This window comes from Blastochloris sulfoviridis, from assembly GCF_008630065.1.
Taxonomy (GTDB): domain Bacteria; phylum Pseudomonadota; class Alphaproteobacteria; order Rhizobiales; family Xanthobacteraceae; genus Blastochloris; species Blastochloris sulfoviridis.
In genome coordinates this window covers 98,571-112,510 of sequence record NZ_VWPL01000010.1, presented here as the reverse complement: position 1 = coordinate 112,510, position 13,940 = coordinate 98,571, and the positions used below count along the sequence as shown (strand labels likewise).

12 protein-coding genes are annotated in these 13,940 nt (G+C 63.4%); 10 read left to right on the top strand and 2 right to left on the bottom strand.

Features of this window, described 5'->3' with window-relative positions:
* Nucleotides 1–42: 42 nt before the first annotated feature.
* Entirely contained in the window at nucleotides 43–2,199 is a 2,157-nt protein-coding gene (locus tag F1193_RS07875; protein WP_150097130.1) for a KAP family P-loop NTPase fold protein, read from the bottom strand.
* 292 nt (nucleotides 2,200–2,491) lie between these two features.
* Between F1193_RS07875 and nifB the strand changes: the two genes are divergently transcribed.
* The 6 genes from nifB to F1193_RS07845 all read left to right on the top strand — a co-directional run bounded on the left by nifB (nucleotide 2,492) and on the right by F1193_RS07845 (nucleotide 6,700).
* Entirely contained in the window at nucleotides 2,492–3,970 is a 1,479-nt protein-coding gene (gene nifB / locus F1193_RS07870; RefSeq protein WP_425457217.1) for a nitrogenase cofactor biosynthesis protein NifB, read from the top strand.
* Nucleotides 3,971–3,997: 27 nt separating this feature from the next.
* Nucleotides 3,998–4,189, top strand: coding sequence for a 4Fe-4S dicluster domain-containing protein (locus tag F1193_RS07865; protein WP_150097128.1), 192 nt, complete (start codon nucleotides 3,998–4,000; stop codon nucleotides 4,187–4,189).
* Nucleotides 4,186–4,962 carry a 4Fe4S-binding leucine-rich repeat protein gene (locus F1193_RS07860; protein ID WP_150097127.1) on the top strand — a complete coding sequence of 259 codons (777 nt, stop codon included), beginning with the start codon at nucleotides 4,186–4,188 and terminating at the stop codon, nucleotides 4,960–4,962. Before F1193_RS07865 ends, F1193_RS07860 begins: the two co-directional genes overlap by 4 nt.
* Complete coding sequence (locus tag F1193_RS07855) at nucleotides 4,959–5,258, top strand: nitrogen fixation protein NifZ (RefSeq protein ID WP_150097126.1); 300 nt, start codon at nucleotides 4,959–4,961, stop codon at nucleotides 5,256–5,258. The genes F1193_RS07860 and F1193_RS07855 overlap by 4 nt, the downstream gene beginning before the upstream one ends.
* On the top strand, nucleotides 5,255–5,461 hold the full coding sequence (gene nifT / locus F1193_RS07850) for a putative nitrogen fixation protein NifT (RefSeq protein ID WP_150097125.1): 207 nt from the start codon (nucleotides 5,255–5,257) through the stop codon (nucleotides 5,459–5,461). Before F1193_RS07855 ends, nifT begins: the two co-directional genes overlap by 4 nt.
* Before the next feature lie 402 nt (nucleotides 5,462–5,863).
* On the top strand, nucleotides 5,864–6,700 hold the full coding sequence (locus tag F1193_RS07845; RefSeq protein WP_150097124.1) for an SIR2 family NAD-dependent protein deacylase: 837 nt from the start codon (nucleotides 5,864–5,866) through the stop codon (nucleotides 6,698–6,700).
* 394 nt (nucleotides 6,701–7,094) lie between these two features.
* Here the strand turns inward: F1193_RS07845 and F1193_RS07840 are convergent, their stop codons facing one another.
* Complete coding sequence (locus F1193_RS07840; protein ID WP_150097123.1) at nucleotides 7,095–7,460, bottom strand: 2Fe-2S iron-sulfur cluster-binding protein; 366 nt, start codon at nucleotides 7,458–7,460, stop codon at nucleotides 7,095–7,097.
* A 468-nt stretch (nucleotides 7,461–7,928) separates the two neighbouring features.
* Between F1193_RS07840 and nifH the strand changes: the two genes are divergently transcribed.
* From nifH to nifE, 4 genes are all read left to right on the top strand, one after another.
* Nucleotides 7,929–8,825: a nitrogenase iron protein gene (gene nifH / locus F1193_RS07835; RefSeq protein WP_150097122.1), complete on the top strand. Its 897-nt coding sequence runs from the start codon at nucleotides 7,929–7,931 to the stop codon at nucleotides 8,823–8,825.
* Between the two features lie 67 nt (nucleotides 8,826–8,892).
* The gene (nifD, locus tag F1193_RS07830) at nucleotides 8,893–10,395 is read left to right on the top strand and encodes a nitrogenase molybdenum-iron protein alpha chain (protein WP_150097121.1); all 1,503 of its coding nucleotides are present in this window, start codon (nucleotides 8,893–8,895) and stop codon (nucleotides 10,393–10,395) included.
* A gap of 193 nt (nucleotides 10,396–10,588) precedes the next feature.
* A complete protein-coding gene (gene nifK / locus F1193_RS07825) occupies nucleotides 10,589–12,124 on the top strand; it encodes a nitrogenase molybdenum-iron protein subunit beta (protein WP_150097120.1) in 1,536 nt (511 codons plus the stop codon).
* 230 nt (nucleotides 12,125–12,354) lie between these two features.
* Nucleotides 12,355–13,926 carry a nitrogenase iron-molybdenum cofactor biosynthesis protein NifE gene (gene nifE / locus F1193_RS07820; RefSeq protein WP_150097119.1) on the top strand — a complete coding sequence of 524 codons (1,572 nt, stop codon included), beginning with the start codon at nucleotides 12,355–12,357 and terminating at the stop codon, nucleotides 13,924–13,926.
* Nucleotides 13,927–13,940: the final 14 nt, after the last annotated feature.

Sequence of the window (13,940 nt, the reverse complement as noted above, 5' to 3'; positions counted from 1 at the left end):
TTGCTATTGCCATTAAACGCCCCCGTCTCGTTGAGTTCCTTATCAATCGTCTTCCCTGCGGTCCCTCTTTCGCCAAGCGTCAAGGAAGGTGAGTACGTATGAATTATATGGCTCTTCAAGTGCCTGACTCTTTTCGAGTTCTTCGAGGCGACGGCGAAAGGCTTCTACATCCATGAGTAAATTCAGGCTATCTACTGCGGCTTGAGTGTGACGTATTGCGACCCTGTCGCCGAGTCCGAACATCCCCATCCCTTGCGACCAGCTTTCCGATGTAAAAGCCTTTGCGAGCAACGCAACAGAAGTGTTGATTGAAAGCTGTCTGGCTGTCCATTCTCTCGTGATGTCTGTATTGTCTTCAACGAAATCACGCCAACAAAACAGTATATATAACAGGCGTGGATGGGAGATAAGGCAATCGCTCTCCGCTGAATTTTCAATCATTTTTATCGCGTGTGCCTTGAGCTCGCCAATGCGCTTCTTTTCAATTAGGCACTTCTCGGGCGGCTCGGGCTGTCTGCCGACCCTAGGGTGATAATCTCCTATGGCTGATCGCGTGAAGTCGACGAGCCATCCCAATTGTGATTTTTGAGTTGCCTCCCACAAAATAGAGCTTCGCTCCGGCAAGTCGCAGCGTTCAAATGTCAGCTTGCGAATGAGCCAGTGAATTCTTAGGTGATTGTCCCCGATAGAGAAGCCATGCTCCTTATCGGCAGCGAGATCAATGTCATCCGCAATCTCGAAAATGGCCGATATCAACGGCTGGAAATTTGCCTTATCGACCTTGCCAGCATGAACATTCAGTTCGTCAAGCAGCAGGGGAACTCTCGATTTGCCATTTTTGCGAACCACATTAATTGCATGTTTGAAGGTATTTTTAACGTAATCTTGATCACCGCAGCGCTGGATAAGTTTTTCTATCTCATTTATAGGAAGGGTGTTGTCGCCAACTGCCATCCGGAAATATGTGTCGAAATGCTTCTGAGTGCAAACAAGTCTGTGCTCCTCCCATTGCTGCAGAGAATCAGTTCCGTAAATAATGTTCTCAAGGCGCGGGAATAGGCGTTTCAATGCACAACTAATATTACTTTGGTATTTTTCGGGACATAAAGCAATAAAAAATTCGATATTATTATCTTTTGCGCCTGTATGATATGTAGGTTTAGTGCCGCATAGCAGCTCTTTATTGGTTCGAATTGAGTTGTAAATGGTAGGTTCGAAGACCCGAATAACTTCAAGTCCCACAAAATCAGCAAGATTGACCTCCTTTGCAACGGGCGGCCAACTCACTGCAATCGCATTTAAAATCCTGGCCAAATCGCGCGGCGTATTGAGATAGGGTGAAACGGTATCATAAAAAATGTTCATAAACCGGCGCACTTCTTCCTCATCACAAGGTGATCCGCACCTTCGATCTATTTCCAACAAGAAAGCGCTGTTGAGGTCATCACGCGCAGGTAGTGGTAACTCAAAGCTGGCTTGAATTATTTTCTCAAGAAATTGCGGGCCTTCAGAGGGGTATATTTGTTTAACTGCTTTTTCCGCTAACTCTCTATCAAAAACAAGGAGATACATGATATTTGGCAGACGTCCGACCGATTTTACTAGCCGGAATATCAATAACGCTTCGTCTGGCGTTAATCTATCGATATCATCAATAATCACAAGAAAGCGTCGATTTTGACATTCTAGTGCATTGGATAAGCGCTGAAATAGCGTTTCAACAGTGTCGCTATCGGAGAAAAAGCGCTTCGCAAAATCTACCGAGTTGCCAACAAGGCTACCCCAGACGCCGCCGGTTGCGAGATTTATGGCGGGTCCAACCACAGGGCCCGCTTGCAAGAGCTTTTTTCCGATCTTCGGAATGAGGTCTTTGGCCTTTTCGCCAAGACTTTTTTCGAGCGTAGAATATAATCTTTGTAAGAAGGCAAGTGTAAGTGCCTCCTCACCGCGAAACCACCAACACTGGAAATCGATGATGCCGAGTTTGTCCTCGCCTTGGAGAGAACGGAGATGATGTCGTATGAGGTTTACCGCGCTGCTTTTGCCAGACCCCCACGGGCCATTGATCGCGATGGCCGAACCTATCGGCGTACTTAACTCACTGATGCTGCCAGCGAGTGCACGGGCGAAGTGGTCGATACCGAATCGATCCTCTTTGGGCGAGGTGATTGGAGAATCATTGAAGTAGTTGGCTGTCATCTGAGTTTGTCCAGATTAATTTGCTGATAAACTGAAACTTACCCGGGAGGCCGACGGGTTGACGAGGCGACCGTTAAAAAGCCATTTAGCACGCGAAAGCGCGGTGCTGGTGGTTTCGCGACTGTCATCGAACCCTCAATGTCGGCCCAACGTCGCGATTGTCGGAGTTCCGACACGATGTCGCGGCCGTCACAGCGTCCGATCGCCCCAACACCCTTTGCCACCAACGCATTTTCTATCATGGCACGCTGCTTGAAGGAGATGTCGGCACCCATCCCTGGAGATGCCCGCCATGGCCTTCGTCCCGCTCGATGCCCTCACCACGACGACCTCGGCCGAGGCCATGCGCGACGCGATATCGAAGACCGGCTGCTCTTCAACCTCCTGCGGCTCGGACGCCGGCCCGGCCGACCTGCCGCCGGACGTGTGGGCGCGCATCAAGGACCACCCGTGCTATTCGGAGGAGGCGCACCACTTCTTCGCCCGCATGCACGTGGCCGTGGCGCCCGCCTGCAATATCCAGTGCCACTACTGCAACCGCAAGTTCGACTGCGCCAATGAGAGCCGGCCGGGCGTGGTCTCCGAGCGGCTGAGCCCGGAGGAGGCGCTGCGCAAGGTCGTCACGGTGGCCAACGAGGTGCCGCAGCTCTCGGTGCTCGGCATCGCCGGGCCGGGCGACGCGCTGTTCGACTGGACGCGCACCAAGCGCACCTTCGAAATGGTGTCCGAGGCCATCCCCGACATCAAGCTGTGCGTCTCGACCAACGGCCTGGCGCTGCCCGACCATGTCGAGGAGCTGGCGGCGATGAAGGTCGACCACGTCACCATCACCATCAACATGGTCGACCCCGCCATCGGCGAGAAGATCTATCCGTGGATCTATTTCGAGGGCCGCCGCTACACCGGGCGCGAGGCGTCGCAGATCCTGCACGAGCGGCAGATGCTGGGCCTGGAGATGCTGGTGAAGCGCGGCATCCTGGTGAAGGTCAATTCGGTGCTGATCCCCGGCATCAACGACGCGCACCTGCCGGCGGTGAATGCGGAAGTGACCAAGCGCGGCGCCTTCCTGCACAACATCATGCCGCTGATCTCCGACCCTGCGCACGGCACGCATTTCGGCCTCACCGGCCAGCGCGGCCCGACGCATGCCGAGCTTGAGGCGGTGCAGGCCGAATGCGGCGGCGGCGCCAGGCTGATGCGCCATTGCCGGCAGTGCCGCGCCGACGCGGTGGGGCTGCTCGGCGAGGATCGCGGCCAGTCCTTCACGCTCGACCGGATCGCCGAGACCGTGACCTACGACGCCTCCAAGCGCGACGCCTATCGCGACGTGGTGGCGCGCGAGCGCGAGGACCGCGAGAAGGCGAAGGAGGCGGCGATGCAGAACCTCGGCAGCACGGCGGCGGCGGCCGAGCTGCTGGTGGCGGTGGCGACGCGCGGCGGCGGCCGCGTCAACCAGCATTTCGGCCACGCCCGCGAGTTCCAGCTCTACCGGGCGACGCCGGAGGGAATCGCCTTCATGGGCCTGCGCCGTCTGGAAGACGCCTACTGCAAAGACGGCGAAGGCGAGGCTAATATTCTCGAGTCGATCATCGCTGCGCTTCAGGGTGTCGATCTCGTGCTGGTCGGCAAGATCGGCGATTCCCCGAAGGGCAAACTCGAAGGCGCTGGATTGAATGTCAGCGACGAGTATGCCCACGACTACATCGAGACCGCGATTTCCGATTATTACGCCCGGAAGTTCGGTGCCGCGCCGCGCGCGTTATCGGCGTGATCCCAAACGTTGAGACAGGAGTGAACCATGGCCTACAAGATCGTTGCTTCGCAGTGCACCGTGTGTGGCGCGTGCGAGTTCGAATGCCCGAACGCCGCCATCAAGATGAAGGGCGACATCTACATCATCGACGCCGCCAAGTGCACCGAGTGCGATGGCGAGGCGCCGAAGTGCGCGGCAGTGTGCCCTGTGCCGAATACCTGCGTTCCGGCGAAATGAGTGCCGGGGCGGCACCGGAGCAGGACACCGTCGACTGGCTCGGCCGGCCGGTGTCCTGCGGCGACTGCCCCCATGATGAGATCCGGCATGAAGGTCGCTGCGACCTCGGCCGGGTCTGTGTCCGCGACCGGCGCTCCAAGCGCATCGGCAACTTCTTCGCCGCCAATCCGGATCTGGCGACGCGCTACCTCGATCATCCCTATTTCGAGGTGCGGGTGCTGGCGGCCCGGCATGCCAGCGTGTTCGCGCTGACACCGCTGCTCACCGATCCGGAGCCGGACGTGCGGGCGATGGCGGCCTATCGGCTGCCGATCGCCCGCATCCTGCCGCTGCAGCATGATCCCGACCGCAAGGTTCGCGCCGTCGTCGCCCAGCGCGTCGAGGGTGCGACGCTCGTCGCCATGTTCGGCGACGAGGATTATCTCGTGCGGATCCTGGCGGTGCGGCGCGCGCCGCCGGATGCGCTGCCGATCGCCATGAGCGATCCAGACCCGCAGGTGCGCTGCGAGGTGGTCCAGCGCATCGGCGAGGAATTCCTGCCGGCGATGGCGGTGGACGACAATCCGCTGGTGCGGCTGGCCGTCGCCGAGCGGCTGCCGTCCGCGCAGCTCCTGGCGCTGGCCGCCGACCCCGATTTGCGGGTGCGCTACGTCGTCGCCGAACGCGGCGAGACGGCGGCGCTGGTGAAGCTGATCGATGATCCCGACCCCGAGGTGCAGGCCAAGGCCCGCGCCCGCTGGGCGGACCTCTCAATTGGGAAGACGCCGGCATGATCACCGACGAAGCGATCGAGGTCTACGACCCGCCGGCCTTCAAGCCCGGCGAGAAGGTGTGCGCCACCAAATACGTCAAGAACGACGGCACCTATCCGCTCAAGGACATCGGCGAGATCCTGGTGAAGAAGGGCGATGTCGGCTATGTGCGCGACATCGGCACGTACCTGCAGCGCTTCTACGTCTATGCGGTCGAGTTCGTCGACCGCGGCACCATTGTCGGCATGCGGGGCCGGGAACTGGTCAGCCTCGACAAAGCCGCCACCGAGACCGCGACCGAGGAACGCAATCCATGAAGCTGATGATCCGCAAGACCGAAAAGGGCCTGTCCGCCTACGCCCCCAAGAAGGATCTCGAAGAACCGATCGTCGAGACCGAGAAGGAGGATCTGTGGGGCGGCTGGGTGAAGCTGAAGAACGGCTGGGTGCTGCTGCTGCCCGAGATGCCCGCCGACACCCGCCTGCCGGTGACGGTGGAAGCCAAGAAGATGGGCGATTGAGCGACGTCGGGCGAGGGGCGTAGGGCGGAATAGCGAAGCGTATTCCGCCATGCCTGCCGCCCGTTGTCGGCCTCGGCGCAATACGCTGTCGCTATTGCGCCCTACGAGACTGCGGGCCTCGTCATCCCGGGCGAGCGTGAGCGAGACCCGGGATCGTCTTCTGCGGGCCTCGTCATCCCGGGCGAGGCGCAAGCCGAGACCCGGGATCGTGCGCAGAAAAGGCGCCCTTCCGGAAGACGGTCCCGGGTCGCGGGCCTTCGGCCCTTGCCCGGGACGACAGCCTGGGCCTCGTCATCCCGGGTCGCGCGGCTTCGCCGCTTGCCCGGGACGACGCGCAAGATGCCGTGCGACGCAAGATGCCGTGCGACGCAATCGCTGACGACCTTGGGAGGCTCTGACAAGATGACCGGCGTTCCGGCCCCGCTCACGATTTCCGACATCCGGGACGGCTTTGCCGCCGGCCAACTGGTGCCCTATCTCGGCGCTGGCGTGTTCGGGCCGGACTGCGCGGTGCCGACGACGCCGATCGCGCTGTCGCATGCGCTGAACGCGCGGGTGGCGGTGTCGGGGCGCATTCGCGACAATCTGTGGCAGACCGCACAATTCATCGAGAGCCGGCGCCACCGCAAGACGCTGAATGCGCTGATGGCCGAGATCTTCCGGCCCGAGATCGAGCCGACGCCGCTGCATCGGCGGCTGGCGCGCCTGCCGCTGCCGCTGATCGTCGACATCTGGTACGACGGCGCGATGCAGGCCGCGCTGCTCGATGCCGGCCGCACCGACTGGTGCGAGATCCAGGGCATCACGCGATCGGGCGAGAACCGCGACATCTGGACCCGTGCGTTCGACGCCGCGGGCACCGAGATCGACCCCGACACGGCCGGCCAGTTCGCCACCGTGCTCTACAAGCCGCACGGCGCGGTGGGCACGCGCGGCACCGTGCTGGTGTCGGATTCCGACTATGTCGAGGTTTTGACGGAAATCGACATCCAGACGCCGATCCCCGAGGTGGTGAAGGCCCGGCGCGCGACGCTCGGCTTCGTGTTCCTCGGCTGCCGGTTCGACGACCAGATGCTGCGCATCTTCGCGCGCCAGATCGCCAAGCGCTCGGCTGGGCCGCATGCCTGGGTGGCCGAGGAGGCCTCGCTCACCCGCAACGAACGCCTCTTCGTCGAAGAGCAGTCGATGGTGCTGATCGACGCGCCGCTGAGCGAGGCGCTCGCGGCGCTGGCGGGGTAGGGCGCCCGTCATCGCCGGCGACTTCCCGCTTCTACGTGCCTCGTCGTCCCGGGCGAGCGTCAGCGAGACCCGGGATCGTTTGCAGAAAGGGCGCCCTTCCGGGAAACGGTCCCGGGTCGCGGGCCTTCGGCCCTTGCCCGGGACGACGATCTCTGCCCGCATCATCCCGGGCGAGCGTCAGCGAGACCCGGGATCGTGCTCAGAAAAGGCACCACTTCCGGAAAACGGCCCCGGCTCGCGCTTCGCTTGGCCGGGGCGACAGGCTGGCCTCACGGTCCCGGCTCGGCGCTCGGCGTCGCCTCGGCGCAATACGCATTCGCTATTGCGCCCTACGAGACTCTGCCCGCATCATCCCGGCTCGGCGCTTGGCGCCGTCCGGGACGACGGGCTGGCCTCACGCGCCGCCGGGTTCGCCGGTGAAGCGCACCAGGATGTCCTGGTCGCGGACGATCATCTGGCAGGCGAGGCGGAAGCGCGGCGGGAGGTCGTCGTTCTCGGCGCGCGCGATCTCCTCCGGCGTGATCTTGCCGAGCGACTTCAGCACGGTCTTCTCCTTCTCGGTGAGGTCCATGCCCATGGTCTTGTCGGACAGCGGGACGACCTCGATCAGGCAGGACGCGCACTCGCCGTTCTGACAATCGAATGGGATCGGGATGTTGTTCTTCTGGGCGAGCGCCAGGACGGTGCCGCGGTCGCCGGCGACGGCGTAGACGGTGACGTCCTTGTGCAGGCGAGGCGAAGAGAAGGTGACGTTGGGCATCAAATAGTCCCCCGTGTTGATGTCCGTGCTGCGTGACGTGACGACCACGCGCCGCCCACAGCAAGCAAGGCGCGGGCCAGCAAGGCGCAAGGTGCACGAGTTCGTACGCGTCCGTCCAACGCTATCCGCGCGCTTGCGGGCCGTTGCCTATCAATTGCGCAGACTGGGTCGGCGCAGGCCGGTCTTCGACATTGTACGAAGCCGATCGCCGGCAATGTCCGCCTTCGTGTCGGCGGCGTGCGCGACAGACGTGTCGTGTTTTGTCGGAGATCTGACAGCCCCGCGGCGGGCGATGTGTCGATCGGTCGTTCCGACAAGTCATTGATTTAGAACCGTTAAACGCTCCGTCTCGGGGGGCTGACGCGAGTTGGCACGCGACTTGAATTACAGGTCTGCGAGGCGGCATCGAGCCGTCGGGTTCAACGGCGTCGCATCGGGCGCGCCACACGGAAGGACACGGGGGTCTCCATGGCTTCTCTGCGGCAGATCGCATTCTACGGCAAGGGTGGTATCGGCAAGTCGACCACCTCTCAGAACACGCTCGCGGCCCTGGTCGAGATGGGTCAGAAAATCCTCATCGTCGGCTGCGATCCCAAGGCCGACTCCACCCGCCTGATCCTGAACACCAAGCTTCAGGATACGGTGCTGAGCCTCGCGGCCGAGGCCGGCTCGGTGGAAGATCTCGAGCTCGAGGACGTGCTCAAGATCGGCTACAAGGGCATCAAGTGCACCGAGTCCGGCGGTCCGGAGCCGGGCGTCGGCTGCGCCGGCCGCGGCGTCATCACCGCCATCAACTTCCTCGAAGAGAACGGCGCCTATGACGACGTCGACTACGTCTCCTACGACGTGCTCGGCGACGTGGTGTGCGGCGGCTTCGCCATGCCGATCCGCGAGAACAAGGCGCAGGAAATCTACATCGTCATGTCCGGCGAGATGATGGCGCTCTATGCCGCCAACAACATCTCCAAGGGCATCCTGAAGTACGCTCACTCCGGCGGCGTGCGCCTGGGCGGGCTGATCTGCAACGAGCGCCAGACCGACCGCGAGCTCGACCTCGCCGAGGCGCTGGCCAAGCGGCTCAACACCCAGATGATCCACTTCGTGCCGCGCGACAACATCGTGCAGCACGCCGAGCTGCGCCGCCAGACGGTGATCCAGTACTCGCCGAACTGCCAGCAGGCGAAGGAGTACCGGACGCTCGCCGAGAAGATCCACGCCAACTGCGGCAAGGGCACCATCCCGACCCCGGTGTCGATGGACGAGCTGGAGCAGATGCTGCTCGACTTCGGCATCATGAAGACCGAGGAGCAGCAGCTCGCCGAGCTCGCCGCCAAGGAAGCTGCCAAGGCCGCCGCGGCCCGCTGAGCCATCACCTCCGGGCCGGTCACGCGGCCGGCCCGGAATCCGCCGAGATCCCGAGAGGGGAAATAGTATGAGCCGCGACACCGAAAACGACGCCGCCTTCCGCGAGAAGCTGATCGAGGAGGTGCTGTCCGCCTATCCCGACAAGTTCGCCAAGCGCCGCCGCAAGCACCTCGCGGTCTCCAAGGCGCCGGAAGAGACCGCCGCCGAAGGCGAGAGCGTGCTCTCCGAGTGCGACGTCAAATCCAACATCAAGTCCATCCCGGGCGTGATGACCATCCGCGGCTGCGCCTACGCCGGCTCCAAGGGCGTGGTGTGGGGCCCGGTGAAGGATCTGGTCCACATCAGCCACGGCCCGGTCGGCTGCGGCCACTATTCCGGCTCCCAGCGCCGCAACTATTACAACGGCACCACGGGTGTCGACGCCTTCGTCACCCTGCATGTCACCTCCGACTTCCAGGAGCGCGACATCGTGTTCGGCGGCGACAAGAAGCTCGAAAAGATCATCGACGAGCTGGAAGTGATGTTCCCGCTCTCCAAGGGCATCACCATCCAGTCGGAATGCCCGGTCGGCCTGATCGGCGACGACATCGAGGCGGTGGCCAAGAAGAAGAACAAGGAAATCAACAAGACGATCATCCCGGTGCGCTGCGAGGGCTTCCGCGGCGTGTCGCAGTCGCTCGGCCACCACATCGCCAACGACACCATCCGCGACTGGGTGCTCGACAAGAAGGCGATCGAGTTCGAGACCACGCCGTACGACGTCAACATCATCGGCGACTACAATATCGGCGGCGACGCCTGGGCCTCGCGCCGGCTGCTCGAAGAGATCGGGCTGCGCGTCATCGGCATGTGGTCGGGCGACGCGACGCTGGCCGAGATGGAGCGCGCGCCGAAGGCCAAGCTCAACCTCATCCACTGCTACCGGTCGATGAACTACATCTGCCGGCACATGGAAGAGAAGCACGGCGTCCACTGGCTCGAATACAACTTCTTCGGCCCGAGCCAGATCGCGGCGTCCCTGCGCAAGATCGCCAAGCAGTTCGGCCCCGAGATCGAGGCGAACGCGGAAAAGGTCATCGCCAAGTACCAGCCGATGGTCGATGCGGTGCTGGCCAAGTACAAGCCGCGGCTCGAAGGCAAGTCGGTGATGCTGTACGTCGGCGGCCTGCGCCCGCGCCACGTCGTCGATGCCTACACCGACCTCGGCATGGAGATCGTCGGCACCGGCTACGAGTTCGCCCACAACGACGATTACCAGCGCACCGGTCATTACGTGAACGCCGGCACGCTGATCTATGACGACGTCACCGGCTACGAGCTGGAGAAGTTCGTCGAGAAGATCCGGCCCGACCTCGTCGGCTCCGGCATCAAGGAGAAGTATCCGGTCCAGAAGATGGGCATTCCGTTCCGCCAGATGCATTCGTGGGACTATTCGGGTCCGTACCACGGCTATGACGGCTTCGCGATCTTCGCCCGCGACATGGATCTGGCCATCAACAATCCGGTGTGGGGCCTGTTCGATCCGCCGTGGAAGAAGGCGGATCAGAAATTCCTCGAAGCCGCCGAATAACCGGCGCCGCTTCGACAGGCATCAAGCGGCCGACGCGGCGCGCTCATCGCGCCGGCCGCCACAAGGTTCGAGTTGACGCATTCTCGTTCGCAAGACCGGTTCGCGCCTTTGCGGAGAATGCGCCAGTGCCAAAGCAATGCATCCGCTGCGTGCCGCCGTCTGGCGCGGCCGCTGTGAGAGAAGGATCACGTCCATGCCGCAGTCCGCCGAAAAGGTGCTCGACCACGCAAAGCTATTCCACGAGCCCGAATACCAGGAAATGTTTGCGCGCAAGCGCGAGCAGTTCGAGTGCCCCAGCTCCGCCGACGCCGTCGCGAAGCAGGCCGACTATCTCAAGGGCTGGGAATACCGCGAGAAGAACCTCGCCCGCGAGGCGGCGGTGATCAACCCGGCGAAGGCCTGCCAGCCGCTGGGCGCGGTGTTCGCCGCCGCCGGCTTCGAGGGCACGCTGTCGGTCGTGCACGGCTCGCAGGGCTGCGTCTCCTACTATCGCTCGCACCTGTCGCGCCACTTCAAGGAGCCGTGCTCGGCGGTCTCCACCTCGATGACCGAGGACGCGGCGGTGTTCGGCGGCCTCAACAACATGATCGACGGCCTGGCCAACGCCTACAAGCTCTACGCGCCGAAGATGCTGGCGGTCTCGACCACCTGCATGGCGGAAGTCATCGGCGACGACCTGCACGCCTTCATCGAGACCGCGCGCCAGAAGGGCTCGGTGCCGGAGGACTACTCCGTGCCGTTCGCCCACACCCCGGCCTTCGTCGGCAGCCATGTCGACGGCTACGACGTGGCGGTGAAGGGCATCCTGGAGCACTTCTGGAAGGGCAAGACCCGCACCGTCAACGCCAAGATCAACATCATCCCGGGCTTCGACGGCTTCTGCGTCGGCAACAATCGCGAGCTGAAGCGCATCCTCGACGAGATGGGCGTGGAATACACGCTGATCCAGGACGCGTCCGACCAGTTCGACACGCCCTCCGACGGCGAGTTCCGCATGTATGACGGCGGCACCAAGCTGGCGGACGTCGCCGACGCGCTCAATGCCAAGGCGACGATCTCGCTGCAGCACTGGTGCTCGCGCAAGACGCTCGACTACGCCGCCGAGGCGGGCCAGGAGACCGCGAGCTTCAACTATCCGCTCGGCGTCGGCGCCACCGACGACCTGCTGATGAAGATCTCCGAGCTCTCCGGCAAGGCGATCCCGGACTCGATCACCAAGGAGCGTGGCCGCCTCGTCGACGCCATCGCCGACAGCCAGTCCTACCTGCACGGCAAGAAGTACGCGATCTTCGGCGATCCGGACTTCGTCTACTCGATGGCCCGCTTCGTGATGGAGACGGGCGGCGAGCCGACGCACTGCCTCGCCACCAACGGCACCACCGCCTGGGGCGAGGACATGAAGAAGCTGCTCGCTTCCTCGCCGTTCGGCAAGGACTGCAACGTGTGGGCCGGCAAGGACCTGTGGCACCTGCGCTCGATCCTGTTCACCGAGCCGGTCGACCTGCAGATCGGCAGCTCCTACGGCAAGTTCCTGCAGAAGGACACCGGCATTCCGCTGGTGCGCCTCGCCTTCCCGATCTTCGACCGTCACCACCACCACCGCTTCCCGGTGATCGGCTACCAGGGCGGCCTGCGCGTCCTGACGTCGATCCTCGACAAGGTGTTCGACAAGCTCGATGCCGACGCCTCGCAGCCCGGCAAGGACGTGTCGTTCGACCTGACGCGGTGAACGGGGCTCCGTCATCCCGGGCGAGGCGAAGCCGAGACCCGGGATCGGCTGCAGGATGGGAAACCCCTTCCTGAAAACGGTCCCGGGTCGCGCGCGCTTCGCACGCTTGCCCGGGACGACAGCCTCTCTTTCGTCACTCGCGGCACGGCTCTTGCTAGGCTTTGAGCGACCGAACACCACGCGGCCGGGGTCTTCCCGCCCCCAGCCGCCCCCAGCCACCGGGGACGGACATGCTGAAGGACAAGATCAAGGCGGCGTTCGACGAGCCGGCGTGCCCGACCAACCGGGCGAAGGCGGCGGGGGAGCGTGCCAAGGGCTGTTCGAAGCCGCTCACGCCGGGTGCCGCGGCCGGCGGCTGCGCCTATGACGGCGCCAAGATCTCGCTGCAGCCGATCACCGATGCGGCACACCTCGTCCACGGCCCGCTGGCCTGCGAGGGCAATTCCTGGGACAATCGCGGCTCGGGCTCGTCGGGTTCCGACATCTGGCGGCGCAGCTTCACCACCGATCTCACCGAACTCGACATCGTCACCGGCACTGGCGAGAAGAAGCTCTACAAGGCCATCCGCGAAATCTCGACCCGCTTCAAGCCGGCGGCGGTGTTCGTCTATTCCACCTGCGTCACGGCGCTGATCGGCGACGACATCGACGCGGTGTGCAAGCACGCCTCCGCCAAGTATGGCCTGCCGGTGATCCCGGTGCATTCGCCGGGCTTCGCCGGCTCGAAGAACCTCGGCAACAAGCTGGCCGGCAACGCGCTGCTCGACCACGTCATCGGCACGCACCAGCCCGACGATGTGAGCCCGACCGACGTCGTCATCCTCGGCGAGTTCAACCTCGCCGGCGAGTTCTGGATGGTGAAGCCGCTGCTCGACAAGCTCGGCATCCGCGTGCGCACCTGCGTGCCGGGCGATGCGCGCTATCTCGACGTCGCGGCCGCCCACACCGCCAATGTCACCATGGTGGTGTGCTCCACCGCGCTGATCGGGCTTGCCCGGCGGATGGAGGAGCGCTGGGGCATCCCCTATTTCGAGGGCTCGTTCTACGGCATCACCGACACCTCGGAATCGTTGCGGCGTCTTGCCCGCCTGCTGGTCGAGCGCGGCGCGCCGGCCGACCTTGTTGAGCGCACCGAAGCCTTGATCGCCGCCGAGGAGGCGCGCGCTTGGGCGCGGCTGGAGCCCTATCGCGCCCGCCTGGCCGGCAAGCGCGTGCTGCTGAACACCGGCGGCGTCAAGTCGTGGTCGATCGTCGCGGCGCTGATGGAGCTCGGCATGGAGTTCGTCGGCACCTCGGTCAAGAAGTCGACCGTGGAAGACAAGATGCGGGTGCAGATCCTGCTGCGCGAGGAGGCCCACGCCTTCGAGGGCATGGCGCCGCGCGACCTCTACGCCCAGCTCAAGGGCGGCGATGCCGACATCATGCTGTCGGGCGGCCGCACCCAGTTCATCGCGCTGAAGGCGCGCGTGCCCTGGCTCGACATCAACCAGGAGCGCATCCACCCCTATGCCGGCTATGACGGCACCGTCGAGCTGGTGCGCCAGATCGACATTTCCATCAGCAACCCGGTGTGGGACGAGGTGCGCGCGCCGGCGCCGTGGGACACTGAGGGGCGGCTGACCGACCGCCACGTCAGCCATTTCACCATGGATGACGACGCCGACGCGGCTGACCCCACCTTCGCCGCGCGCCACCGCCGGAAGTTCGCCAATTCCCGCGTCGACAACACCGACCCCGAATATCTCGCCCACCACCGCAAGAAGTTCGCCGGGCACGCCGCCGACGACATCGGGGACGATTGAGCCATGACCGACGC